Here is a 25,295-nt window from a genome sequence, read left to right as displayed (position 1 = left end):
CGGGACAGGACGGCTTGGGACCGACCGGCTGGGCTGCGTGGGAGGCTCGTACGCTAAGTTACGCTGCCCCGTGGCACCCCGGCAGTGCTTTGGTGTGACGATCGTAGGCCCGTGGTGACGGCTCGAATGCCAGGACGGTGGTACTGTGCGCGCCTCTCTCATCCAGATCGCTGTAGACCCGGACGAATCGGTCAATTCCCGTCGGCAGCGCGTCGCTTCACTCGTGAGCGAACAGCGCGGAGCCGACCTGGTGGTCCTGCCGGAGCTCTGGCCCGTCGGTGCTTTCGCGTACGAATCCTTCGTCGCGGAGGCCGAGCCCGTCGAGGGCGCGACGTACGACGTGATGTCCAAGGCGGCCCGGGACGCCGGGGTTTGGCTGCACGCAGGCTCGATCGTCGAGCGGGACCCGGAAGGGCCGCTCTACAACACCTCGCTGGTCTTCTCCCCCGACGGCGAACTCGCCCGCACCTACCGGAAAATCCACCGTTTCGGCTTCGACAAGGGCGAGGCCGTGATGATGGCCGCGGGCGAAGAGCTGGTCACCGTACGGACCGAAGCCCTCACCTTCGGCCTCGCCACCTGCTACGACCTGCGCTTCCCCGAGCTCTTCCGCGGCCTGGTCGACGCGGGCGCGGAGGCCTTCGTGGTCCCGGCCGGCTGGCCCGCCCGGCGCCGCGAACACTGGACCCTGCTGGCTCGCGCCCGCGCCGTCGAGAACCAGGCATACGTCCTGGCCTGCGGCACCGCGGGCACGCACGCCGGGGTCGAGCAGGCGGGGCACAGCATCGTGGTCGACCCGTGGGGCGAGGTGCTCGCCGAGGCGGGGACGGCCGAGGAGGTCCTCTCCGTCGAGCTCGACCCGGCGAAGGTCGCCACGACGCGGGAGCAGTTCCCGGCGCTGAAGGACCGCCGCCTGCCCTGACGGTGGTCAGTCGTCCTTCTCCGCCATCCGGATCACGCACACCGCGACCGCGAGCAGCAGGGCCGTGTCGGCGTCCTCGCGGACCACGTTCACCGCGTACGTCTCGCGCACCCGGAACCACTTCCGCGAGATGTGGGCCAGCAGTTCACCGTCGTACTCGATGGTGAACTCGCGGTCCAGGATGCGCCCGCTGACATCCAGCTCGGTGCCCTCGACGAGCTCCACGCGATAGTGATTGCGCAGCAGCGAAAGCCGCTTCCTGCGCACGGTCGCCAGCGGCTCGTCGCCCCGCTCGATGGTCATGGTGTCGCGCAGGCTGAACATCTTCGCGCGCAGGGTGATCAGGACCCGGCCGGTGGGGTCCTTGATCTCCAGGGTGTCGCGCAGCCGCAGCGCCTTGCCGTCGACGAGGAAGGCGTGCTGCCCGTTCTCGTCCTCGATCCAGTAGTCGTCGCCGATGGCGAAGATCTTGTCGCGCACTAGATATTTCATGGCGGGATACCTACCCCGGAATGACCGCTATGGACGTGATGTTGGATGGAGGTATGGCAGGCGGGTGGTGGGCGGCGGCCGGGTGCGGGCGGGGGGACGGCCGCCGGGCACCTGCCGGTGGCGGCGGCCCGCTGATCCGGGCCCGCACCTGCTCCCCGGCTCGCTCAGCGGGCCGCAGCCAGCCGGGCCAGCGCCTGCTCGTAGCGCTGCTGGTACTCCTCCTCGGCCGTCATCCGCAGCAGTACGGACAGGGCGCCGCAGGCGCCTTCGTCGTACCCCTCGCGCTCCGCGAGGCCCGCGGCGCCCATCAGCTGCATCAGGGCCTCCTCGCACTTGCCGAGCGCGGCCAGGGCTTCGCCCCGCGCGGTGAAGAGCAGGACGCGGCGGGTCATGGAGCCGTCACCCAGGCGCAGGGCGAGACCGCTCTCCGCGTGGCGCAGCGCCTCCTCGTGGGCGCCCGCGGTCAGACAGTGCCGGGCGAGATGCTGGTAGGCCAGGATCTCCGTCTGGCGGTCGTCGGCCTGCTGGGCGAGGGCCACGGCGCGTGCGCAGCTGTCGCGGGCCTCGGCCAGATCGTCGCCCGCCGCCTGCGCGACGGCCAGATTGACGAGGCCGACGGCCTCGTCGGCCTGCTCGCCGGGGGCGTCGGTCTCCGCCGGGGGCGGGGCCAGTCCCAGGTGCGGCACCGACGGCCTGCGGCCCTGCGCCGGGAGGTGTTCCCGGGGTGGAGGGGCCGGAGGGGCCGGGGCGGTCCGCGGCCGGTGGTCCGTCCGGTCGGGCTCCTCGCGCCGGAGGATCAGGCCGTACGCCTCCTGGAGCACCCGGCCGGGCGCCGGTCTCAGCTCGTTCGCGAGCAGCCGCCGAGTGCGGTGGTACCAGTCGATGGCGTCGTCCCGGCGCCCCGCCCGGTACAGCGCCACCATCAGCGCGCCGGCCAGGGATTCCCGCATCGGGTGCGCGACGGCCTCGGCGCGCAGCACGGTGACGGCCCTGTTGTACTCGCCCAACTGCCCGTAGCGGTGGGCGAGATCCTCGATCGTGCGCAGCCGGGTCTCCGTCAGCGTGTGGGCCGCGCCGCGCAATGGCTCGCTGTCGACGGTGCCGGCCAGCGCGGGCCCCCGCCACAGGGCGAGGGCCTCACGCAGCATCAGGATGCTGTCGGACGGGCGCTGCTGATGGGCGGCGAGCCGCACCAGTTCGTCGAAGCGGTGCGCGTCGAGCTGCGGGCCCGTCAGGTGCAGGACGTACGCATCCGGTCCTTGCGCGGTGAGTTCGACACCCCGCCCGGCCGCGCCGCCGTCCCGCAGGAGTGTCCGCAGGTGCGAGACATGGCTCTGGACGACGGTGCGGGCGTGGGCGGGCGGTTCGTTCGCCCAACTGGCCGCGATCAATTGGTCGACGGTCACTGGGGTGTTGGCCCGCAGCAGCAGCGCGGCCAGCATGCTGCGGCGCTTGGCGGGCCCCAGGGAAAGCTCTTCGGATTCGGTGGCGACGGATACGACTCCGAGCAACCGGAACTCCACAGGCATTCCCCCTTGTTGAGGAGGCAAGAATACCGTTGTGCTGCTCGGTTTTGCCCTTTCGCTACGCCGGTGCGTGGATCACTCGTGTCACTCGTGGCGCTCGTATTGGCGGTGACGGTCCACCGCGATCGGGGCGTCCGGAGCAGACAGATGCGGCGTGCGCCGCCGCTTCAGCACGCTGGTGGTTCCTGGTTGGGTACGTCTCGGTCGGTCCTCGCGTACCCGGCCGTGCAACAGCCATGCCCGTACGGTGCGTTCGACTTCTCGGGACTTCTCAGGCTTCCGGTCACGCTTCGAGGAACGCGGTCATCGCGTTGGCCAGGAGGTACGGGTCGTCGGCCCCGCACAGCTCGCGGGCGCTGTGCATGGACAGGATCGCGACGCCGATGTCGACGGTCTGGATGCCATGTCTGGCGGCGGTGATCGGGCCGATCGTGGTGCCGCACGGCACTGAGTTGTTCGACACGAAGTTCTGCCAGGGTACTTCGGCCTTCTCGCAGGCCGCCGCGAACACGGCCCGTCCGCTGCCGTCCGTGGCGTACCGCATATTGACGTTGACCTTCAGGATGGGTCCGCCGTTGACCTGCGGGTGGTGCGTCGGGTCGTGGCGCTCCGGGTAGTTGGGGTGGACGGCGTGCCCGGTGTCGGACGACAGACAGATCGTCGAGGCGAAGGCGCGTGCCTTGTCCTCGTAGCTGCCGCCGCGTGCGAACACGGAGCGCTCCAGGACGGTGCCGAGCAGCGGACCGTCCGCGCCGGTGTCCGACTGCGAGCCGTTCTCCTCATGGTCGAACGCGGCGAGCACCGGGATGCAGGTGACGGCGTCCGCACCGGCGGCGGCCGTGAGCGCCGCGACCCCGGCGTGCACCGAGATCAGGTTGTCCATGCGCGGGCCGGCCACCAGCTCGCGGTCACGGCCCAGGTACGACGGGGCTTCGAGGCTGTGCGCCAGCAGGTCCCAGCCGAGGACGTCGCCCTCGGTGATGCCCTCTTCCTGCTCCAGGAACTGGATCAGGTCGCCCTCGGTGGCCCGGCCGAGTCCCCAGATCGGCTGCATGTGCCGCTGCTTGTCGAGCTTGAGGCCCTCGGTGTTGACCGAACGGTCCATGTGCACGGCCAGTTGCGGTACGCGCAGCAGCGGCCGGTCGATGTTCACCAGGCGGTGGGTGCCGTCGCGCAGCGTCAGCCGGCCCGCGATGCCCAGGTCCCGGTCGAGCCAGGTGTTGAGCAGCGGCCCGCCGTAGATCTCGACGGCGACCTGCCGCCAGCCCTGCGTGCCCATGTCGGGCTGCGGCTTCACATGCAGGTGCGGCGAGTCCGTGTGCGCGCCGATGATCCGGAACGGCGTGTGCGCGTCGGCGCCCTCAGGTACGTACCAGGCGATGATCGCGCCGCCCCGCAGTACGTACTTTCCGCCCTTGGCCGCGTCCCAGACTTCGCTTTCGGCGACTTGCCGGAAACCGGCCTTCTCCAGTCGCTCCGCGGCGTCGGCCACGGCGTGGTACGGCGACGGGTTGGCCGCCAGGAAGGTCATCAGGTCGTCGGTGTGGCCGCGATCGAAGCGGACGGATGCGCTCATGGGGATCACCATAACTAGGGGCCCGAGGAGCCTGCCTCAGGGACTGGTGGAGGGACTTCACGAGGGTGATGTGGGGGTGAAGTGGGCGGTGATGTGGGGGTGAAGTGGGCGGGAAACAGCGGGCTTTACGGGCCTACAGGCCGGGCGGGCGGTCGAACCGGCGCTGCATCGTGCGGCGCTCGCCGCGGCGCAGCGGCGGGAGCATCCGCGGTGCTCCGGGCGGGCGTTGCTGCTGCTGGCGGCGGCCCACGCAGAACAGGCAGCCCTCGCCGGGAGGCGCCGTCGGGTCGATGGGCGAGCCGGGGTGCTCGGAGCAGCCCGATGCGTTCCGCGGCCGGGAGAGCTCGCGGGCCACGATGAACGCGCGGTGCAGGGTGTCCGCCAGCTCGACGTACTGCTCGGCGGGGGAGGAGACGGAGACGGCGAAGGCCCGGTCGTTGACCAGCTGGAGGTGGTGCTTGAGGATGTCCGGCGTGTACGGCGGGTCCGGCACGGGGTAGCCGAGGCGGCGCTGCTCGGCCGGCGGCGGGATGCTGCGCTCGCCACGGCGACGGCGGCCGTTGCACAGCAGGCAGCGTCCCCAGCCCGCCGGGGCCTCGGGGTCGAGGGCGCCGTTGGGGTGCTGGGCGCAGCCGGTGTGGCTCTTGATCGGGGCCAGGTCGGCGGCCGTCTTGAACGCCATGTAGAGGGTGTCGGCCACCGGCTCGTACTCAAGGGGGTGTGAGCCGTCGTACAGCTCGCGGACCAGGTCGCCCACCGAGCCGAGCTTTCCGCGCAGCTCGTTGAGCGCGTACGGTCGGCCGGCCGGGACGGAGTAGCCTCCGCCTCTGCGGGATTCCTTGGGACTCATGCTGTCCAGCGTCGCACGTGCCACCGACAACGGGCCGCGACCTTCGGAAAGAAGGCCCCGGCCCGTTATAAGCGCGTGTTTCTGGCGTTGGCGGCGTTTCGCCCAGGAGGTCGGCCCGGAGGTTGCCCAGCAGGTTGGCCAGGAGGCTAGAAGGCCGCCTCGTCCAGCTCCATCAGGGACAGGTCGACGGACTCGGCCAGCGCGCGCTGCACAGAGACGCCCGGCAGGACGTTCTCGGCGAAGAACTTCGCGGCGGCGATCTTGCCGGTGTAGAAGGGGACGTCCTTCGGGGATGCTGTCGGCAGCTTCTCGGCGGCCACGGCGGCGCCCTTGAGCAGCAGGTAGCCGACGACGACGTCACCGGAGGCCATCAGCAGCCGGGTGGTGTTGAGGCCGACCTTGTAGATGGACTTGACGTCCTGCTCGGTGGCCGCGAGGTCGGTCAGCATGGCGCCGACGATGGCCTCCAGGTCCACGGCTGCCTGGGCGAGCGTGTTGCGGGCGGTGGCGAGGTCGTCGCCGCCGGTGCCGACCGCGAGGAACTTCTTGATGTTCTCGGCGAGCGTGTTCAGCGCGGCGCCCTGGTTGCGGACGATCTTCCGGAAGAAGTAGTCCTGGCCCTGGATCGCGGTGGTGCCCTCGTAGAGGGTGTCGATCTTGGCGTCCCTGATGTACTGCTCGATCGGGTATTCCTGCAGGTAGCCGGAGCCGCCGAAGGTCTGCAGGGACTGCGCGAGCTGCTCGTAGGACTTCTCGGAGCCGTAGCCCTTGACGATCGGCAGCAGCAGGTCGTTCAGGGCGCTGAGCGCCGAGACGTCCTCGCCCGCGGACTCCGTGGCGGCGATCTCGTCCTGGACGGACGCCGTGTAGAGGACCAGGGCGCGCATGCCCTCGGCGTACGCCTTCTGCGTCATGAGCGAGCGGCGGACGTCGGGGTGGTGCGTGATGGTGACCTTGGGGGCGGCCTTGTCCATGAAGTTCGCCAGGTCGGGGCCCTGGACGCGCTCCTTGGCGTACTCCAGCGCGTTCAGGTAGCCCGTGGAGAGCGTCGCGATGGCCTTGGTGCCGACCATCATGCGGGCGAACTCGATGATGCGGAACATCTGGCGGATGCCGTCGTGCTTGTCACCGATCAGCCAGCCCTTGGCGGGGTGCTGGTCGCCGAAGGTCATCTCGCAGGTGTTGGAGGCCTTGAGGCCCATCTTGTGCTCGACGTTGGTGGCGTAGGCGCCGTTACGGGCACCCAGCTCGCCGGTCTCGAAGTCGAACTCGTACTTCGGCACGAGGAAGAGGGACAGGCCCTTGGTGCCGGGTCCCGCGCCCTCGGGGCGCGCCAGGACGTAGTGAAGGATGTTCTCCGACATGTCGTGCTCGCCGGACGTGATGAAGCGCTTCACGCCCTCGATGTGCCAGGAGCCGTCGTCCTGCTTCACGGCCTTCGCGCGGCCGGCGCCGACGTCCGAGCCGGCGTCCGGCTCGGTGAGGACCATGGTGGAGCCCCACTGCTTCTCGACCGCGATCTTCGCGGCCTTCTTCTGCTCGTCGGTGCCCTCGGTGAAGAGGATGCCGGCGAAGGCCGGGCCCGATGAGTACATCCACACGGCCGGGTTCGCGCCGAGGATCAGCTCCGCGTACGCCCAGATCAGGGTCGCGGGGGCGGTGGTGCCGCCGATCTCCTCGGGGATGCCCAGACGCCAGTACTCGGAGTCCATGTAGGCCTGGTAGCTCTTCTTGAACGCGGCCGGGACCGGCGCGCTGTTCGTCGCCGGGTCGAACACCGGCGGGTTGCGGTCGGCGTCGGTGAAGGACGCGGCCAGGTCGTTCTCGGCGAGACGAGTGACTTCGTCGAGGATGCTCTTGGCGGTCTCGACGTCCATCTCCGCGAACGGGCCGGTGCCGTACAGCTTGTCGCGGCCGAGTACCTCGAAGAGGTTGAACTCGATGTCGCGGAGATTCGACTTGTAGTGCCCCATGGCGACGGCTCCGTAAGGGTTCGGGAGGCAGGATGCTCGTACGCATACCAATCAGTAACTATCATCATGCTACCCGTCGGTAATAAGAAGCAACCTCTTATCGCGCATCTGTGACTGAGTACGCTTGCGCGTATGTACGGCTACGACCAGAACCAGGCCGGGCAGCAGCAGCAGTACGCGCCGCAGCCCCAGCCCCAGGGCGGCTACCCGGAGCAGCCGCTCTATCCGGAGCCGTCTCCGCCCTCGCTCGCCGACGCGGTGCGCGCCTTCACCACCGGATCGCTGTCCGCCGAGGACTTCCAGCAGATCTTCGCCACGTCGAAGGTCTACTGCCCACGCGGCGACAACCCGGGATTTCTCGCGCTGCACAACACGCAGCAGCCGGTCATCCCGATGTTCACCTCGCTCAAGGAGCTGCGCAGGTACGCGGGCAAGGAGTCCAAGTACTTCGTGATCACCGGCGCGGAGGTGATCGACCTTCTGCCCACCGGGTACGGCTTCGTCCTCGACATGGAGGGCGAGCACCGGATGGTGTTCGACGCGAAGGCGGTGGAGCAGATGGTCGATTTCGCGATGCGCCGCATGTATGGCTGACCGCCATTGCCGCGCAGGCGGCTAGCGCCTGGGTTGCGCGGGCGGCCGGGCCCGCTGGGGGCTCCGGGGAATAGGACGCCCTTGCGGGAAGTTCACCCTTCAACTAAGTTGAATGATGAACAACCTGGAGGAGGCTGTCGTGCCCGCAGTGACCGTAGAGAACCCGTTGACCCTGCCGAAGGTCGGAGTACCGACCGAAGGGGTGGCGCGTCCGCGTCCCGTGCTGGCCGTCACGACCGCCCCCGGAGGCTTCGAGGGAGAGGGCTTCCCGGTGCGCCGGGCCTTCTCCGGCATCAACTACCAGCACCTCGACCCGTTCATCATGATGGACCAGATGGGTGAGGTGGAGTACGCCGCCGGCGAGCCCAAGGGCACGCCCTGGCACCCCCACCGCGGCTTCGAGACCGTCACGTACCTGATTGACGGAACGTTTATTCACCAGGACAGCAACGGTGGCGGCGGCACGATCCAGAACGGCGACACCCAGTGGATGACCGCCGGGTCCGGCCTGCTGCACATCGAGGCGCCGCCGGAGTCGCTGGTCATGTCCGGCGGTCTCTTCCACGGCCTCCAGCTGTGGGTGAACCTCCCGGCGAGCGACAAGATGATGGCCCCCCGCTACCAGGACATCCGCGGCGGCCAGGTCCAGCTGCTCGCCTCACCCGACGGCGGTGCGCTGCTGCGCGTCATCGCGGGTGAGCTGGACGGGCACCAGGGTCCGGGTGTCACCCACACCCCGATCACGATGATCCACGCGACGATCCGGCCTGGCGCGGAGGTCGTGCTCCCGTGGCGCGAGGACTTCAACGGGCTTGCGTACGTGCTGGCCGGGCGCGGCTCGGTCGGTACGGACCGGCGCCCCATCCACCTCGGGCAGACCGCGGTCTTCGGCGACGGCGGGTCGCTGGTCGTCCGGGCGGACGAGCAGCAGGACTCGAACACCCCGGACATGGAGGTCGTGCTGCTCGGCGGGCGGCCGATCCGGGAGCCGATGGCGCACTACGGGCCGTTCGTCATGAACAGCCAGGCCGAGCTGAAGCAGGCGTTCGACGACTTCCAGTCGGGGCGTCTGGGGACGGTTCCGGTGGCTCACGCCTGAGCCTGGGCGGTGCTCGGCCGGGTGGGCCACGACCCACCCGGCCGCTTTTTCGGCCCGTCACCCTCTTGGTCCCCGTTGCCGCGCCCCCGCCCCTTCCCCGTGTTCGGGTGGGTAGGTGACGGTTAATCAGAATCCCCTGCTCCCCGAGCCCGCCCGACGTATCGCCGCCTGGTGCGTCGTTGCGCTGCTCGTCACCGGCGTGGCTGCCGTCGGGATCTGGCTGTGCGTCACACTCAAGGCCGCCGTCACACCCGTGCTGCTCGCCATTCTCGGCACCGCGCTGCTCGGGCCGCTGCACCGGCGGCTCATCAAGATGAAGGTGCAGCGCTCGCTGGCCGCCGGGCTGACCTGCGCCGCGGTGGTCGCCGTGGTGGGCGGCGCCGGATACATCGTGGTCGGCGCGCTGATCGACAGCGGTGACCAGATCATCGCCTCGGTCAAGCAGGCCACCACCGACCTCGCCGAGAAGCTCGGCGCCAAGGGCACCTCGCTGGACGACATGTCGTCCAGCCTCAAGGACCTGGTCTCCAAGTTCGGCGGGTCCGCCGCCTCCGGGGTGCTCACCGGGATCGGGATCGTCGGCGGGGTGGTCGCCACGGCGGTCCTCGCGCTGCTGCTGATCTTCTTCTTCCTGCGGGACTCCGACCGCGCGGTCGGCGCGCTGCGCTCGCTCGCGCCGAGCAGCACGGCCGACACCGTGGAGGCGGTCGCCCGCCGGGCCTTCGAGGCCGTGGAGGGGTTCATGCGCGGGACGACCTTTATCGCGCTCATCGACGCCCTCTGCATCACCGTCGGGCTGCTGATCCTGCGGGTGCCGGGCGCGGTCGGGCTCGGCGCGCTGGTGTTCGTGGGCGCGTACATCCCGTACCTCGGTGCGTTCATCTCCGGGACCGTGGCCGTCCTGGTCGCGCTCGCCGACCGCGGGTTCGTGATCGCGCTGTGGGCGCTGGGGATCGTCATGGCCGTACAGCTCCTGGAGGGGCACGTCCTCCAGCCGATGATCCAGAGCCGTACGGTCCAGATGCACCCGGCGGTCGTCATGCTGGCCATCGCCGCGGGCGCCACCGTGGCCGGGATCCTCGGCATGCTGCTCGCGGTGCCGCTGACCGCGGCGGCCGTCGGGGTGATCGCCGAGATCCGGCTGCGTTACGCGGCAGGCCCGGCCCCGGGTCCGGGGTCCGCGCCGGTGTCCGGGCCGACGGCGACCTCGTAGAGCTCGAACCAGATCGACTTGCCCTCGCCCCTGGGGTCAACGCCCCACGAGTCGGCGAGCATCTCCATCAGCATCAGACCGCGCCCGCTGGAGGCCATCTCGCCGGGGCGCCGCCGGTGCGGCAGCTCGTCGCTGGTGTCCGCGACCTCCACCCGCAGCCGCCGCCCGCCCGCCGAGCCGGTCGCCTGGGCGACCAGCAGCGCGTCGCCGTCCGTGTGGACCAGGACATTGGTGACCATCTCGGAGACCATCAGCACGGCCGAGTCGACCTGATCGGCGTCCGTCCAGTCGTGCAGCAGGTCGCGAACCTGCTGGCGGACCCCGGCGATGCGTTCCGGCTCGGCCTGGGCGACGGTCAGCGCGGTGCGCCTGCCCCGGTCGCCGCCCGACGGCAGGGTGCCGGGCTCCAGGCCGTCGTCGAGTGCCTCGCGGCAGAGCAGCAGCAGCGCGATGTCGTCCTCGCGGCGGTCCACGAGCGGGCCCGTGGTGTGGTGCGACGAGGGGCCGTGCACGGCTGCGACGAGGGTGTCGGCGAGCTTCTCCAGGTTGTCCCCGGCGTGCCCCTCCATGATGGTGCGGAGCCTCGCCCAGCCCGTGTCGAGGTCGTGGCCGCCGGTCTCGATGAGCCCGTCCGTACAGATCATGAGCGTCTCGCCGGGTTCCAGGACGAGCCGCGTCGTGGGGTAGTCCGTGTCCGCGTCGATGCCCAGCGGCAGCCCGCCCGCGGTGGGCCGTACGAGCACCGTCCCGTCCGCCATGCGTACCGTCGGCTCGGGGTGGCCGGCGCGGGCGATGTCGAGGATGCCCGTGGTGGGGTCGGCCTCGATGTACAGGCAGGTCGCGAAGCGCGGACTGATGTGGTCGTCGGGGGCGTACGTACCGGTGATGCCGTGCAGGAAGCGGGAGGCCCGGGAGAGCACGGCGTCCGGGCGGTGCCCCTCCGACGCGTACGCACGCAGCGCGATCCGCAGCTGGCCCATCAGCCCGGCCGCGTGCACGTCATGCCCTGTACGTCGCCGATGACCAGCGCTATGCGCCCGCTGGGCAGCGGAATCATGTCGTACCAGTCGCCGCCGACCTGGAGCCCGCCGCCCGTCGGCACATAGCGTGCGGCCACCGTCATGCCGGGGATCTCCGGGCCCAGCGTCGGCATCATCGCCCGCTGGAGGCCCTGCGAAAGCTCGCGCTCGGACTCCGCGATGCCGGCCCGCGCCAGCGCCTGCGCCAGCATCCGCGCGACGGTCGTCAGGACGGAGCGCTCGTCGGGCGTGAAGCCCACCGGGTGGGCGAAGCCCGCCATCCAGGCGCCCATGGTGCGGCCCGCGACGATCAGCGGCAGAAACGCCCAGGAGCGGCGCTCCAAGCGCTGGGTGAGCGACCAGCCGGCCGGGTAGCGGCGCCGGTACTCCTCGGGCGACGGCAGATAGATGGCCCGTCCCGTACGGACCACCTCGGCCGCCGGATAGTCCATGTCCCGCGGCATGTCGGAGAACGGGCCCAGGTCGCCCGCGTTGTGCCCGTGCTGCCCGATGATCCTGATCCGGCCGCCCGCGGCGCCGAACACCGCGAGGCCGTCCGGCGAGAACCCCGGCATCGACAGCGAGGCCGCGACCCGCAGCACCTCCGCGGTCGAGCGGGCCTCGGCGAGCGCGCGGCCCGCGTCGAGCAGGAAGGCCTCCCGGGAGCGCCGCCAGTCGCCGGTGACGGGGGTGCGGGCGGCGGAGCCCGGCTGCTGCTCGGCGACCTCCTGGATGGTGCCGAACAGCGTGTAGTTGTCGCCCTCGACGACGGGCTTGGAGCGGCTGCGTACCGTACGCAGCAGCCGTCCTTCCTCGTCCATGATCCGCAGCCGGGCCTCGGCGAGGGTGCCCTCGGCGATCGCGAGATTCACCACCCCGTTGATCTCGTTCCAGTCGACGGGGTGGAAACGCGAGCGTACGGCCGACTCCGCGAGCGTCGCGGGCTCGGCGGGCAGGCCGAGCAGCCGGGCCGCCTCCGCGTCGAGGGTGACCTTCCCCGAAGCGTTGTCCCAGCGCCACAGGCCTGTCGCGATGGCGGCCAGGAGGTCCTCGGTGCGCATTGCATCATCTTTACAGGTCGTGGCCGGACCGGCCGTCCGAGGTCCGCCCTCCGGGAAATCACCTCCGGACGGGGCCCCCGGGAAACCCCAGAAAAAGGGGCTGCGCGCAACGGTAACCTTGGGGGCCCAGACGATCCCGAATCCCGAAGGCTGGATGAACGACGATGCATCGGTACAGGTCCCACACGTGCGGCGAGCTCCGCGCCTCTGACGTCGGCACCGACGTCCGGCTGAGCGGCTGGCTGCACAATCGTCGAGACCTGGGCGGCATCCTCTTCATCGATCTGCGCGACCACTACGGTCTGGTGCAGCTCGTCGCCCGCCCCGGCACCCCGGCCAACGACGCCCTGAGCTCCATCACCAAGGAGACCGTCGTCCGTATCGACGGCAAGGTCTCCGCGCGCGGCGCCGACAACGTCAACGCGGAGCTCGGCACCGGCGACATCGAGGTCGAGGTCACCGAGGTCGAGGTGCTCGGCGCCGCGGGCCCGCTGCCCTTCACCATCAACGCCGATGACGGCGTCAACGAGGAGCGGCGCCTGGAGTACCGCTTCCTCGACCTGCGCCGCGAGCGCATGCACCGCAACATCATGCTGCGCTCGTCGGTCATCGCCTCGATCCGCTCCAAGATGGTGGCGCTCGGCTTCAACGAACTGGCGACCCCGATCCTCACGGCGACGTCCCCCGAGGGCGCCCGCGACTTCGTGGTGCCCTCCCGGCTGAACCCGGGCAAGTTCTACGCGCTGCCGCAGGCCCCGCAGCAGTTCAAGCAGCTGCTGATGATCTCCGGTTTCGACCGGTACTTCCAGATCGCGCCGTGTTTCCGCGACGAGGACGCCCGCGCGGACCGCTCGCCGGGCGAGTTCTACCAGCTCGACGTCGAGATGAGCTTCGTCGAGCAGGAGGACGTCTTCCAGCCGATCGAGAAGCTGATGACCGAGCTCTTCACGGAGTTCGGCAAGGGCGCCCCGGTCACCTCGCCGTTCCCGCGCATCCCGTTCCTTGAGTCGATGGTCAAGTACGGCAACGACAAGCCGGACCTGCGCGCCAAGCTGGAGCTCGTCGACGTGTCGGACGTCTTCGCGGACAGCGGCTTCAAGGCCTTCGCGGGCAAGCACGTGCGCGCGCTGGCCGTGCCGGACACCGCGGGCCAGTCCCGCAAGTTCTTCGACGGTCTCGGTGAGTACGCCGTCGAGCACGGCGCCAAGGGCCTCGCCTGGGTGCGCGTCGGCGACGAGGGCGCGCTCGCGGGCCCCATCGCGAAGTTCCTCACCGAGGACGACGTCAAGGCGCTCACCGCCAAGCTCGGCCTGGAGCCCGGCCACGCGGTGTTCTTCGGCGCCGGCGAGTTCGACGAGGTCTCGAAGGTCATGTCGGCGGTCCGCGTCGAGGCCGCCAAGCGCGCAGGTCACTTCGAGGAGGGCGTGTTCCGGTTCTGCTGGATCGTCGACTTCCCGATGTACGAGAAGGACGAGGACACGGGCCGCATCGACTTCTCGCACAACCCCTTCTCGATGCCCCAGGGTGGCCTCGCCGACCTGGAGGAGAAGGACCCGCTCGACATCCTGGCGTTCCAGTACGACATCGTCTGCAACGGCACCGAGCTGTCGTCGGGTGCCATCCGTAACCACGAGCCCGAGCTGATGCTCAAGGCGTTCGAGATCGCCGGTTACGAGCGCGAGACCGTCGAGAAGGAGTTCGCGGGCATGCTGCGCGCGTTCCGCCTCGGCGCCCCGCCGCACGGCGGCATCGCCCCGGGCGTGGACCGCATCGTGATGCTGCTGGCCGACGAGCCGAACATCCGCGAGACGATCGCCTTCCCGCTCAACCAGAACGCACAGGACCTCATGATGGGCGCGCCGACGACGCTGGAGGAGACCCGCCTGCGGGAGCTCAACATCCAGCTCCGCAAGCCGGTGGCCGACAAGTAGGCCCCAACTGGCGTGATAGGTCTGGCGTGACAAGTAAGGACAAAGGGCTCGGAACCGATCAGGTTCCGGGCCCTTCTTCCATGCCGGGGGTGTTGTACCCCGGTGATTGGTGTCCGCACGGCAACCTGATCCGCGCCCCATCGCGTTCCAGGGGTGTGGGACCCAGCCATGACGAGAAAGGCCCGCCCGATGACGGCTGTACGCCGCCGCACGGCTCCGTGCCCGTAGTCTGGAGACCGTCACCGATTTCGCGAGGAGGCCGTCATGAGCGTTGTCGAGGGGCGGTCCAGCGTCTTGACCCAGGACGAATTCGAAGATCTTGCCCGCCACGCCATACGGGCGAATGAGGCGCTGCGGCTGGAGTTCGTCAACGGGAAGATGGGGATCAAGGCTGCGCCGGACGGCGACCACGGGCGGATCATCGCGTGGCTGATGCAGATCTGCATTCAGTCGCAGCCGGGCATGTGGCTCTTCCCCGAACAGGGCCTGCGGGTCGAGACGTACCACAAGGGCAATGCCCGCCCGCGCGCGTACGCCGAGTCCGGCCTCCCCGTGTATCTGCTGATCGACCGCGACGCCTGCGAGGTCAAGGTCCACTCCCAGCCCGACGGGGTGCGGTACGAGCAGGTGACGACGGTGTCGTTCGGGAAGTCCGTCGTGCTGCCCGACCCGGTCGGCATCGAGCTGGACACCGAGCCGCTCAAGGACTGGGTGCACTGAGGCTGTTTGGCTGTACGGCTGTACGTACGACGAAGGGGGCCAGGGACCCGTACAGGTCCCTGGCCCCCTTCTCACGCGTTACGCCTTCTTCGGCTCTTCCAACCGCGGGAAAAGCACCGCGCCCTTGGTGATCGTCGCGCCGGCCGGGAGCACGCCCCAGTCGGCCGCGTTCTGCACCCGCTGGTCGGTCAGCGCGCCCAGCGCCGCGTCCGCGCCGAGGGAGTCCCACAGCTTCTGCGAGGTCTCCGGCATGACCGGGTTCAGCAGGACGGCCATGGCGCGCAGCGACTCGGCGGCCGTGTAGAGGATCGTCGCGAGGCGGGCCCGGCCCTCCTCCGAAGTGTCTTTCGCCACCTTCCACGGCTCCTGCTCCGTGATGTAGCCGTTGACCTGCTTCACGAACTCGAACACCGCGAGGATGCCGCCCTGGAAGTCCAGCTCCTCGCCGATCTTCCGGTCGGCCTCGGCGACGGCCTTCGTCAGGCCGTCCTTGACCGCCTGCTCGGCGTCACCGTCGGCGGCCGACGCGGGCAGCGTGCCGTCGAAGTACTTGCCGACCATGGCGGCGACCCGGGAGGCCAGGTTGCCGTAGTCGTTGGCCAGCTCCGAGGTGTACCTGGCGGTGAAGTCCTCCCAGGAGAATGAGCCGTCCTGGCCGAAGGAGATGGCGCGCAGGAAGTACCAGCGGTACGCGTCGATGCCGAAGTGCGAGGTCAGGTCCTGCGGCTTGATGCCGGTCAGGTTCGACTTGGACATCTTCTCGCCGCCGACCATCAGCCAGCCGTTGGCGGCGACCTTGCCGGGCAGCGGCAGGCCGTTCGCCATCAGCATCGCGGGCCAGATGATCGCGTGGAAGCGCAGGATGTCCTTGCCGACAAGGTGGACGCTGGCCGGGAACGTCTCGTCGAACTTCGCCTGGTCCGCGCCGTAGCCGACCGCCGTGGCGTAGTTCAGCAGGGCGTCGATCCACACATAGATGACGTGCTTGGAGTCCCACGGGACCGGGACGCCCCAGTCGAACGTGGAGCGGGAGATCGACAGGTCCTGGAGGCCCTGCTTCACGAAGTTCAGGACCTCGTTGCGGGCCGACTCCGGCTGGATGAAGCCCGGGTTCGCCTCGTAGAACTCAAGGAGCTTGGGGCCGTACTCGCTCAGCTTGAAGAAGTAGTTCTCCTCCTTGAGGAGCTCCACCGGCTTCTTGTGGATCGGGCACAGCGACTGCCCGGCGAACTCGCCCGTGCCGTCGATCAGGTCACCGGGGAGCTTGTACTCCTCGCAGCCCACGCAGTACGGGCCCTCGTAGCCGCCTTTGTAGATCTCGCCCTTGTCGAAGAGGTCCTGCACGAACTCCTGCACACGGTCGGTGTGCCGCTTCTCCGTCGTACGGATGAAGTCGTCGTTCGCGATGTTCAGGTGCTTCCAGAGGGGCTTCCAGGCCTCGTCGACGAGCTTGTCGCACCACTCCTGCGGGGTGACCCCGTTGGCCTCGGCCGTGCGCATGATCTTCTGACCGTGCTCGTCCGTGCCGGTGAGGTACCACACCTTCTCGCCGCGCTGGCGGTGCCAGCGCGTGAGCACATCACCTGCGACGGTCGTGTAGGCGTGCCCCAGGTGAGGAGCGTCGTTGACGTAGTAAATGGGGGTCGATACGTAAAAGGCCTTCGCGCCTTCGCTCGTCGCCTGCTTCTCGGATCCAGTGGCCGCCATGGTCGAAATCCTAACGGCCATCTGGGGATGGCTTCACCCGGATAAGGGTGGCTCCGGCAACCTGGTGGGTTGCCGGAGCCGGTCGTGCGCTTGCGCCCGCCGGGGCGCGGGGGTGGGTCAGGCCTGGTCGGTCTCGGTGGTGGCCAGCCAGGCGGGGAATCCGGCCAGGATCTCCCCGTACAGCTCGGCGTCCGCGATGTCCTGCGGCGCCGGACCCGCGTGGAAGAACGCGGCGTTGTCCACGTCCAGCTTGCGCAGGTAGTCGAAGCCCTTGGCCTCGCGGTCGCCGAAGGCGACGAACTGCCAGAACAGCGGCAGCCTCGCGGCCTCGGCGAGCGCGGTGCCTGCGGCGGCCTTCGACTCGGGGGCGCCGTCCGTCTGGAAGATCACCAGCGCGGGGCCTGTCGACTCGGACTTCTCGTAGTGCGCGACGACTTCTTCGACGGCGCGGTGGTAGTTCGTACGCCCCATCCGGCCGAGTCCTGCGTGCAGTTCGTCGATCCGGCCCTCGTGCGCGTCGAGCGTGATCTTGCCGGTTCCGTCGATGTCGGTCGAGAAGAACACCACAGGAACGGTCGCGTCCGCGTCACCGTCGAGGTGCGCGGCCAGGCCGAGCGCCTGATCGGCGAGGTGCTGGGCGCTGCCGTCCTTGTAGAACGACCGCATGGACCCGGAGCGGTCGAGTACGAGGTACACGGTGGCGCGGGCCCCCACGATCCCCTGCTCGGCGAGCACGGCACCGGCGGCCGCGTAGTGCTCGGCGAGGCCGGGGGCGCGGGACTTGACGCGTGCGAGGGAGTGCGCGGGTACGCCGTCGGTGGCGGCGACGGCGGCGGTGGGTGCGACGGCGGCGGTGGGTGCGACCGGGACCGGGTCGGCCTCGGTTGCGGCTTCGGGCTCGGTGGCCTTCGGCTCGGCGGCAGGCTTGTCGGCCTCCTGGGTGGCGGCGACCTTCTGCGGCTTGATCCGGGCCTTGGGACGGGTGGCCGGAGCGGCCTCGGGCACGGCGGCCGTCTCGGGCTCACCCTCACCTTCGGCGACGCCCACGGGCTCCGCGGCCTTCGGCTCGACGGCCTCGGTACGGGATTCCGGGGCGGTTACGTCGGCCACGGGCGCTGTGGCCTTCGGCTCGGCGGCCGGGACCGCGGCGGCCGGCTGGGGCTTGATCCGGGCCTTGGGACGGGTCGCCGGGACAGCTTCGGCCTCGGCGTCAGCCTTGGGCTCCGCTTCGACGACCGCTTCGACCGCTTCGACGACCGCCGAGGTCTCGGTGGCTGCCACGGTGGCGGGGGTTTCGTCCGCCTCCGTCGTGAGCGCCTCCACCTTCGGCGCCTTCTTCGTCCGCGGCTTCCGCGGAGCCTTGGCGGCGGCCGGGGTGGCCTCCGCCGGGGTCTCCGGCGCCTCTACGGCAACAGCCTCAGCCACGGCAACAACCTCGACCGGCGCCTCGACCGCAGGCGCGGCCGGGGTCTCGGCCACGACGGGCTCTACGGCCGCGACGGGCTCCGCCGCAGTCGTCGTCTCCGCGGCCTTCGTGTCCTCGGCCGCGACGGCCGGCTTCTCGTCCGCCGTCACCTCCGACCGTGCCTGGGACGGGACCGGGACCGGGACCGGCGCCGGGGCCGTGCCCGGGTCGGTGTCCGTCGACGTGGCCTGGGCCGGGATGCTCTCCGTCTTCCCGGCCTTGTCCGCGGCCGGCTTCTTGCGCGCCGACGGCTTGTCGAACGCCGCGGCCACCAGATCCGCCGCGATGCCGGCCTCCGACGACTCCGACGACTCCGACGAGCCGGCCGACTTCGAGGTCTTCGTCGACGCCGCTGACTGGTCCGTACTGTGCTTGACCGCTGCCGCTTCGGCCCTGGCCGGTGCGGGCACCGAGACGGCCGACTCCGCGGCTGCTGTCTCCGCGGGCTGCGTGCGTTCGGTCTGGGGCGGCACTGTGGCCGCCGTCGGCTCGTCGGGCTCCGCTCGGCCGTTTCCAAACACCTTGCGCAGCAAGCTCCGAATGCCCATGGGCGAGGCCTTTCGCATGAGTTGGGCGGTGGATATCCGTACTGGCGGAAAATAATCCTTGGCCAGGGCGGACACGTAAGGTTAGCGGCCGCGGGCGGCGATCTCCGGGAGGGTCATCCGGGCGGGCGAACACGCTCCGGCCGGGCCCGGCTCGCGTCGGCGAACATCCCGGCCTGCCGGTCGCCGTCAACGGCCCCCGGGGCGAACAATCCGGCCTCGGCGACCCGTACGGCCAACCGGCTGTGCGCGTCCAGGACTTCCGGGATTCGGCCGCTCCCGATCGTGTCCCACCACGCGTCCGTATGCCGCCCGAACCGGTCCGGCGGGGCGCACGGCCCCGCCGTCGCATCCCGGAAGTCGTCGAGCGGGGCGAGCGGCACGGCCCGTGGATTCACGATTAGTTCGTCGCGCATGGTCACCGATGGTAGCGCCGCGAACAACTTCCGCCCGGCCGTGCCGCATTCACCCGGAGTTCACCCGGAGGCCGCCGGATCACGGGCATATACGCCTAACGTCACCGCCGAAGCATCCCGACACGATGTCGGTGATGTCGGCGCAGGCTGCGCCGAGACACAGCCCATACAGCCCTTTTGGAGGGTTCGTGCGCAATCTGCTGCCGCTGCTCGGTTCACCGCACTCGGGTGCGCGCTCCGCGCTCACCTGCCGTTACCGCTGCGGAGACGCCTGTTTCCAGGAGGTCCCCAACACCAGCGACAACGAGTACGCGGGCGATGTCATAGCCGGCGCCCTGTCGAGACGATCAATGATGCGCGCCGCCGCCGTCGTGACCGTCGCCACCGCCGCCGGTTCGGCCCTCGTCGCGGGGCCGGGCGCCCCGCAGGCCACGGCGGCCACCCCTGAAACGGCTGCCGGAAAGCTCGGCAAGGGCAAGACCGACGGCGCCCGTGGGCTGCGCTTCGCACCCGTCGCACCCAACACCGCCGACGCTGTTACGGTCCCCTCCGGCTACGCGCAGAACGTCGTCATCCGCTGGGGCGAGCCGATCCTGCGCGGCGCACCGGCCTTCGACGCGGACAAGCAGTCCGCAAAGGCGCAGGCCGGTCAGTTCGGTTACAACAACGACTTCCTCTCCCTGCTGCCGCTGAAGGGTGAGCACGGCCGTCAGGTGCTCGTGGCCAACCACGAGTACACGGACGAGATCCTGATGTTCAAGGGGTACGACCCGGCCAAGCCGACCCGCGAGCAGGTCGAGACCGCCTGGGCCGCGCACGGCCTGTCGGTCGTCGTCGTCCAGGAGGAGCGCAAGTCCGGCAAGCTCACGCCGGTCACCCGCCACCACCTCAACCGCCGTCTGCACACCACATCCGCCTTCAGGCTGACGGGCCCCGCCGCGGGCAGCGCCCTCCTGAAGACGTCGGTGGACCCGACCGGCACCAAGGTCCTCGGCACGCTCAACAACTGCGCCGGCGGCACCACCCCGTGGGGCACGACCCTGCACGGCGAGGAGAACTTCAACCAGTACTTCGCCAACGGCTCCAGCGTCACCGACAAGCGCTACGGCATCGGCACCGGCGCCACCGAGCGCAAGTGGGAGCTCTTCGACAAGCGCTTCGACGTGAAGCAGGAGCCGAACGAGCCGCACCGCCAGGGCTGGGTCGTCGAGCTCGACCCGTACGACCCGGACTCCACCCCCCGCAAGCGGACCGCGCTCGGCCGCTTCAAGCACGAGGCCGCTCAGCCGCGCCTGACCGACGACGGCCGGCCCGTCGTCTACATGGGCGACGACGAGCGCTTCGACTACTTCTACAAGTTCGTCTCCTCGAAGCGGATGAAGAAGGGCAGCTCGCGGGCCGCCCGCGAGCACAACCTGACGCTCCTCGACGAGGGCACGCTGTACGTCGCCAAGCTCAGCGGCGACTCACCGGCCGCCGAGATCGACGGCACCGGCAAGCTCCCCACGGACGGCGAGTTCGACGGCGGCGGCCAGTGGATCCCGCTCGCCACCGGCGATGTGTCGCACGTACCCGGTATGACGGCCGAAGAGGTGTACGTCTTCACACGCCTCGCGGGCGACAAGGTCGGCGCCACCAAGATGGACCGCCCCGAGGACGTCGAGCCGTCCCCGCGCACCGGCCGCGTGTACATCGCGCTGACGAACAACACCGACCGCGGCAAGCCGGGCAAGGCCGGAGCCGACGAGGCCAACCCGCGCAACCTCAACAAGCACGGCCAGATCCTGGAGCTCGCCGAGCACTGGGACGACCCGTCCGCCGACGGCTTCGCCTGGCGGCTGTTCCTGGTCGCGGGCGACCCGAACGACCCGTCGACGTACTTCGCGGGCTTCCCCAAGGACAAGGTCAGCCCGATCTCCTGCCCCGACAACGTCGCCTTCGACCCGCACGGCAACCTGTGGATCTCGACGGACGGCAACCAGCTCGGCACGCACGACGGCCTCTTCGGTGTCGCGACGCGCGGTGAGCGGCGCGGCGAGCTGAAGCAGTTCCTGACCGTGCCCAAGGGCGCGGAGACCTGCGGCCCGATCATCCAGGACCGGCGGGTGCTCGTCTCCGTGCAGCACCCGGGCGAGATCGACGGTGCGAGTGTCGAGAAGCCCGCGTCGGTGTGGCCGGACGGGCCCGGCCGGATCGTGCGCCCTTCGGTCGTCTCGGTCTGGCGCAAGGACGGGCGCGACATCGGCGTGTAGCGGCCGGAGGGGGCCTGCCCGGGTATCGGGGTGTGGTCGCGGGCCGCGCCCTCTACTCTCGACCCATGGCTGCTGACGACGAGGGAACCGTACGGATGGACGTCTGGATCTGGTCCGTACGGCTCACCAAGACCCGCTCCCAGGCCGCGTCCGCCTGCCGGGCGGGCCATGTCCGGGTCGACGACGAGCGCGTCAAACCGGCGTACGCGGTGAGTGTCGGGGACCGGGTCAGGGTGTTCCACGCCGGGCGCGAGCGGATCGTGGTCGTGTCCCGGATCGTGCGCAAGCGCGTCGGTCCCGTGGTCGCGGCGGAGTGCTACGTCGACCACAGCCCGCCGCCCCCGCCCCGCGAGTTCGTGGCGCCGGTGGCGGTACGTGAGCGGGGCGCGGGCCGCCCGACCAAGCGCGACCGGCGCGAGATGGAGCGCCTGCAGGGTCCGTGAGCGGGCGGGGCCGGTGGGGGCCCTCACCCCCCGGTCGCACCCCCGGGGGTGCCTCACCCCCGGGGTCGCACCGGTGACGCCACCGCGCGCGCCGCCGCGACCTCCTGGCGCAGCGGCGCGAGGACGCTGTCCTCGTCACCGGACAGGTCGATACGTACCTCCACCAGCGTGTCACTGGCCCGCAGCCCTTCCGCCAGCCCCCTCAACTCCCTTGCCAGTGCGGCCACTTCGCTCATCGCCGGCGGCTCCGCGCCGTGACTGACGCGGACCCGCGCCGCGGTTGTCGCGTCCACGATCCGTTCGGTGGCGACGACCAGCGGCCACCACGCGGCTGCGCGCGTCCCGGCGGGCGGCGGCTCGGTCAGGGCGCGCTGGAATTCGGTGCGTACGAGCGACAGGTCCCGGTAGAGCCGACGGCGCAGCCGCCGCCATTCACCCTGGTTCCAGTCGTCGCCGAAGGCGCATTCCAGGTAACGCGCCGTGTCGGCGACGGTGTCCGCGAGCCGGGCGCCGACCCGGGTGCGCCAGCTCTCCGGCCACAGCAGATAGCCCGCGACGAGCGCGATGGCGCAGCCGATGAGGCTGTCGTACAGGCGCGGCAGGACCAGCCCGAAGCCCTGGTGGTTGAGGAGGTCCGACAGCAGCAGGATGACGGGGGTGATGGCGGCCGTCTGGAACGCGTACCCCTTCGCGGTGAAGGCCGGGATGAGCGCGGCGAGCACCAGCATCACCGGTACGTCCGACCAGCCGCGGTCCAGCTGCGACAGCACGGCCGCCGCCACGACCAGGCCGAGCGCGGTGCCGAAGGCCCGCTGGACGGCGCGCGAGAACACCGAACCGAAGTCGGGCTTGAGGACAAAGAGCACGGTCAGCGCGACCCAGTAGGAGCGCGGCACGTCGATGAGCGAGACGAGGGCCTGGGCCAGCCCGATGCACAGCGCGAGCCGCAGCCCGTAGCGCCAGGACCCTTCCGAAAGCAGGACGTTGCGGGTGGCGCGCCGGGCGCGCACGCCGAGCGCGGCGGGGCGGCCGAGCCGGTCGTCGATGTTGGTCGCGTCGGGGTCGGGATCGAGGACGACGGTGGCGGCGTGCCGCAGCGCGTGGTCGACGGCGCGGGTGGCCTGGGTGGCGGGCTCGGGCAGATCGAGGTTCGGGGTGCCGGTGCGGCCGTGCGCGATGGCTTCCGCCAACTCCCTTACAGCGGCGGGTACTTCGGGGGCCAGAACCCTTCGGTGCAGGTGTGCGGCGGGGGCGGACTCGACGAGCGGGATCAGGACGTTGAGCTGCGTCAGCAGCCGTACGAGCGGACTGGTGCGGCCGTGGTCGAGGGCGCGCCGGGCGAGGATCAGGTCGTACGCCGTGTTGAGGGACAGGGTGACGGCCTGCCGTTTGTCGTCGTACGCGTCGGTGCCGGCCGCCTCCAGCAGGTCGGCGGCGGCCCGGTAGGTGTCGGCGACGGCGTCCCGTTCGGGCACACCACCCCGCAGCGGCCAGGCGATCAGCGTCAGCAGGAGGACGAGCAGCCCGCCCACGCTGAGCAGCAGGGGCGCCGTCCACCATGGATCGGGCATCGGCAGCCCGGCGCCGACGACGGCCTGGAGCAGGAGCAGCAGCCCGGACACGGAGGCGACCGCGCCGATCGTCGAGATCATCCCGGAGACGAGTGCGACGAGGGTCAACACCCCGACGGCGACCCACCCGTGCCCGTACACCAGCGTGCCCAGGGTCACGCCGAGCGCGCCGAAGAGCTGCGGGATCGCGATGTTGAAGATGCGCATGCGGTACGCGTCGGCGGTGTCGCCGATGACGCCGGCCAGGGCGCCCATGGACACGAGCGCGCCGTACGTCGGCCGGTCGACGGCGAACCCGACGGCGAGCGGCGCGGCCATCGCGACCCCGGCCCGCACGACGGCGGCCCAGGGCACGGCGGCCCGCTGCGGTCGCAGCCCCTGGGTGAGCCACTCGGGCGGCGCCAGCCGGACTGCCGCCTTGCCGCCACTGCCTTTGCTGTCCCGCTGCTCCGCCATGCCCCTAAAAGATCGAAACGGGGCCGCTAACGCAAGTCTCCGGCGGCCGGAGTCGGCAGTGGTCCGGTGGCGGCTGCATCTCAAATGTTATCCACAGGGTGTGGATAACATTTGAGATGCAGAAGGTGTCAGTGTTCGCCCCTGTGCAGATCCAGTTCGACGAGCAGGGCCCGGTGGTCGGTGTTGCTGAGTGTGAGGAAACGGGCCGACCGTATGGAGAAGTCGTCGGTGGCCAGGACATGGTCGATCTGGGTGCCGATGCGCGGGGCGTCTGCGGGCCAGGACGGCGTGCGGAACGCTCCCCCCGCCGTCGCACCGTCCCGCAGAGCGCCCGCGTCCAGGATCGCGCGGAACGCGGCGTGGTCCTGGGAGGCGTTGAAGTCGCCTGCCACGATGGCCGGTTGGCCCTTGATGCCGGTCACGTACGTGCGCAGCGCGGCCAGTTCGGTGCGCCAGCCGGCGACGCCGCCCGGGACCGGCGGCAGCGGGTGCGCGAGCTGGAGCTGTACGTCGCGGCCGCCGATGCGGGCCACCGCGCCCGGCATCGCGAGGGCCGACGAGACGCCGGGGGCCGGGCGCAGCGGGAGGTTGCTGAGGATCGCGGAGCCCTCGGCGCCGCTCGAATCGACGATCCTGCGGTACGGGTAGAGCGCCTTCGGGACCTCGTTCGCGAGCGCGGCCGAGCAGGTGTACTCGCACTCCTGGACGTAGACAAGATCCGGCTTCTCCCGCCGGATCGCCTTGACCAAGTCCGGTGTGGCGCCGCCGAATTCGAGGTTCGCGGTCAGGACGCGCAGCTCGGCGACAACGGGCCCCCGGTCGGGCGAAGGCTGCGTACCGTACGGCCGCACGAACCAGCCCGTCGCGGCGAGCGCGACCAGGGCCCAGAGCAGCCCGACGCGCCAGCGTGCGAAGGCGGCCAGGACCAGCGCGAGCCCGGCGGGGACCAGCAGCCAGGGCAGGAAGGCGAGGAGCTGCGGTACGGGTGTGACGCCGTCGGCGTCGGCCGCGCGACAGCCGACCACGACGCTGACCCCGGCGAGCAGCAGCCCCGCGCACCACGCCACGACCCGCCGCCATGGGGGTGCGGTGGCGGCGGGCCGTTGGGCGTTGGGCGGCGGGTGCGGGGTCGGGCTGGGCTGGAGGTCCAAGGGGCCGGGCTCCGTTCGGTTCTCGGCGGTCCTCTTCTCGGTGGGCTCCGAGTGGTGGGCTCCGAGTGGTGGTCGAATCCTGCCGCACCGCGCACCGGAATGTCTGATTCGGTCGATTATTCGGCCGAACCGGCACAATCCACGGACTCGGAACCCACGGATTCAGAACCCACGGACTCAGTGGCGCAGCGCGGCGCCGATTTCCGCCTTGGTATCGCCCTTGATATCGACCTTGAGGGTGCGGTTGCTGCGTGCGGTGGCGTCCATGGACTTGCCGGCCGCCACGTCCGCACACGAGAGGGGTTCGGCCATT

Annotated in this window: 19 protein-coding genes and 1 pseudogene; 8 read left to right on the top strand and 12 right to left on the bottom strand. The window is 70.4% G+C overall.

From position 1 onward, the window contains the following. The first annotated feature begins 145 nt into the window (after nucleotides 1-145). Nucleotides 146-922 (top strand): carbon-nitrogen family hydrolase, encoded by a 777-nt coding sequence (locus ABCR94_RS03095; protein ID WP_347117390.1) that lies wholly within the window; start codon nucleotides 146-148, stop codon nucleotides 920-922. 6 nt (nucleotides 923-928) lie between these two features. Here the strand turns inward: ABCR94_RS03095 and ABCR94_RS03090 are convergent, their stop codons facing one another. The 5 genes from ABCR94_RS03090 to ABCR94_RS03070 form a co-directional block, all read right to left on the bottom strand. After that, nucleotides 929-1,414 carry an LURP-one-related/scramblase family protein gene (locus ABCR94_RS03090; protein WP_347117389.1) on the bottom strand — a complete coding sequence of 162 codons (486 nt, stop codon included), beginning with the start codon at nucleotides 1,412-1,414 and terminating at the stop codon, nucleotides 929-931. A 164-nt stretch (nucleotides 1,415-1,578) separates the two neighbouring features. Continuing rightward, a complete protein-coding gene (locus ABCR94_RS03085) occupies nucleotides 1,579-2,943 on the bottom strand; it encodes an AfsR/SARP family transcriptional regulator (RefSeq protein ID WP_347117388.1) in 1,365 nt (454 codons plus the stop codon). 280 nt (nucleotides 2,944-3,223) lie between these two features. Then, nucleotides 3,224-4,516 carry a M18 family aminopeptidase gene (locus ABCR94_RS03080; RefSeq protein WP_347117387.1) on the bottom strand — a complete coding sequence of 431 codons (1,293 nt, stop codon included), beginning with the start codon at nucleotides 4,514-4,516 and terminating at the stop codon, nucleotides 3,224-3,226. A 133-nt stretch (nucleotides 4,517-4,649) separates the two neighbouring features. After that, complete coding sequence (locus tag ABCR94_RS03075; protein ID WP_347117386.1) at nucleotides 4,650-5,366, bottom strand: hypothetical protein; 717 nt, start codon at nucleotides 5,364-5,366, stop codon at nucleotides 4,650-4,652. Nucleotides 5,367-5,512: 146 nt separating this feature from the next. Further along, entirely contained in the window at nucleotides 5,513-7,339 is a 1,827-nt protein-coding gene (locus ABCR94_RS03070) for an acyl-CoA dehydrogenase (RefSeq protein WP_347117385.1), read from the bottom strand. Nucleotides 7,340-7,471: 132 nt separating this feature from the next. Here ABCR94_RS03070 and ABCR94_RS03065 point away from each other — a divergent pair, with 132 nt between their 5' ends. From ABCR94_RS03065 to ABCR94_RS03055, 3 genes are all read left to right on the top strand, one after another. After that, complete coding sequence (locus tag ABCR94_RS03065) at nucleotides 7,472-7,933, top strand: SseB family protein (protein WP_347117384.1); 462 nt, start codon at nucleotides 7,472-7,474, stop codon at nucleotides 7,931-7,933. A gap of 139 nt (nucleotides 7,934-8,072) precedes the next feature. Then, nucleotides 8,073-9,032, top strand: a complete 960-nt coding sequence (locus tag ABCR94_RS03060; protein WP_347117383.1) for a pirin family protein — start codon at nucleotides 8,073-8,075, stop codon at nucleotides 9,030-9,032. A 115-nt stretch (nucleotides 9,033-9,147) separates the two neighbouring features. Further along, nucleotides 9,148-10,245 (top strand): AI-2E family transporter, encoded by a 1,098-nt coding sequence (locus ABCR94_RS03055; RefSeq protein ID WP_347117382.1) that lies wholly within the window; start codon nucleotides 9,148-9,150, stop codon nucleotides 10,243-10,245. Here ABCR94_RS03055 and ABCR94_RS03050 read toward each other — a convergent pair. Further along, nucleotides 10,179-12,325 (bottom strand): annotated as a pseudogene (locus ABCR94_RS03050) (ATP-binding SpoIIE family protein phosphatase). The gene ABCR94_RS03055 and the pseudogene ABCR94_RS03050 sit on opposite strands and share 67 nt — an antisense overlap. A 164-nt stretch (nucleotides 12,326-12,489) precedes the next feature. Between ABCR94_RS03050 and aspS the strand changes: the two are divergent. Both aspS and ABCR94_RS03040 read left to right on the top strand, forming a co-directional pair. Then, nucleotides 12,490-14,256 (top strand): aspartate--tRNA ligase, encoded by a 1,767-nt coding sequence (gene aspS / locus ABCR94_RS03045; protein WP_347117381.1) that lies wholly within the window; start codon nucleotides 12,490-12,492, stop codon nucleotides 14,254-14,256. A 264-nt stretch (nucleotides 14,257-14,520) separates the two neighbouring features. After that, nucleotides 14,521-14,976, top strand: a complete 456-nt coding sequence (locus tag ABCR94_RS03040) for a Uma2 family endonuclease (protein ID WP_347117380.1) — start codon at nucleotides 14,521-14,523, stop codon at nucleotides 14,974-14,976. A 78-nt stretch (nucleotides 14,977-15,054) separates the two neighbouring features. Here the strand turns inward: ABCR94_RS03040 and metG are convergent, their stop codons facing one another. The 3 genes from metG to ABCR94_RS03025 all read right to left on the bottom strand — a co-directional run bounded on the left by metG (nucleotide 15,055) and on the right by ABCR94_RS03025 (nucleotide 19,109). After that, on the bottom strand, nucleotides 15,055-16,683 hold the full coding sequence (gene metG / locus ABCR94_RS03035; RefSeq protein WP_347117379.1) for a methionine--tRNA ligase: 1,629 nt from the start codon (nucleotides 16,681-16,683) through the stop codon (nucleotides 15,055-15,057). A gap of 117 nt (nucleotides 16,684-16,800) precedes the next feature. Further along, nucleotides 16,801-18,696, bottom strand: a complete 1,896-nt coding sequence (locus ABCR94_RS03030) for a VWA domain-containing protein (protein ID WP_347117378.1) — start codon at nucleotides 18,694-18,696, stop codon at nucleotides 16,801-16,803. 113 nt (nucleotides 18,697-18,809) lie between these two features. Next, nucleotides 18,810-19,109 (bottom strand): hypothetical protein, encoded by a 300-nt coding sequence (locus tag ABCR94_RS03025; protein WP_347117377.1) that lies wholly within the window; start codon nucleotides 19,107-19,109, stop codon nucleotides 18,810-18,812. Nucleotides 19,110-19,297: 188 nt separating this feature from the next. Here ABCR94_RS03025 and ABCR94_RS03020 point away from each other — a divergent pair, with 188 nt between their 5' ends. Both ABCR94_RS03020 and hslR read left to right on the top strand, forming a co-directional pair. Then, the gene (locus ABCR94_RS03020) at nucleotides 19,298-21,361 is read left to right on the top strand and encodes a PhoX family protein (RefSeq protein ID WP_347117376.1); all 2,064 of its coding nucleotides are present in this window, start codon (nucleotides 19,298-19,300) and stop codon (nucleotides 21,359-21,361) included. Between the two features lie 65 nt (nucleotides 21,362-21,426). Continuing rightward, nucleotides 21,427-21,804, top strand: a complete 378-nt coding sequence (gene hslR, locus ABCR94_RS03015; protein ID WP_347117375.1) for an Hsp15 family ribosome-associated heat shock protein — start codon at nucleotides 21,427-21,429, stop codon at nucleotides 21,802-21,804. Nucleotides 21,805-21,857: 53 nt separating this feature from the next. On the opposite strand, the gene ABCR94_RS03010 is transcribed toward hslR, so the two are convergent. The 3 genes from ABCR94_RS03010 to ABCR94_RS03000 form a co-directional block, all read right to left on the bottom strand. Beyond that, nucleotides 21,858-23,831: an FUSC family protein gene (locus ABCR94_RS03010; protein WP_347117374.1), complete on the bottom strand. Its 1,974-nt coding sequence runs from the start codon at nucleotides 23,829-23,831 to the stop codon at nucleotides 21,858-21,860. A 128-nt stretch (nucleotides 23,832-23,959) separates the two neighbouring features. Further along, nucleotides 23,960-24,982: an endonuclease/exonuclease/phosphatase family protein gene (locus ABCR94_RS03005; protein ID WP_521976053.1), complete on the bottom strand. Its 1,023-nt coding sequence runs from the start codon at nucleotides 24,980-24,982 to the stop codon at nucleotides 23,960-23,962. A gap of 177 nt (nucleotides 24,983-25,159) precedes the next feature. After that, nucleotides 25,160-25,294: a hypothetical protein gene (locus ABCR94_RS03000; RefSeq protein ID WP_347117373.1), complete on the bottom strand. Its 135-nt coding sequence runs from the start codon at nucleotides 25,292-25,294 to the stop codon at nucleotides 25,160-25,162. Nucleotide 25,295 lies beyond the last annotated feature (1 nt).

This window comes from Streptomyces changchenzhani (assembly GCF_039766235.1).
Taxonomy (GTDB): Bacteria; Actinomycetota; Actinomycetes; order Streptomycetales; family Streptomycetaceae; genus Streptomyces.
This window is presented reverse-complemented; position numbering and strand designations above follow the sequence as displayed.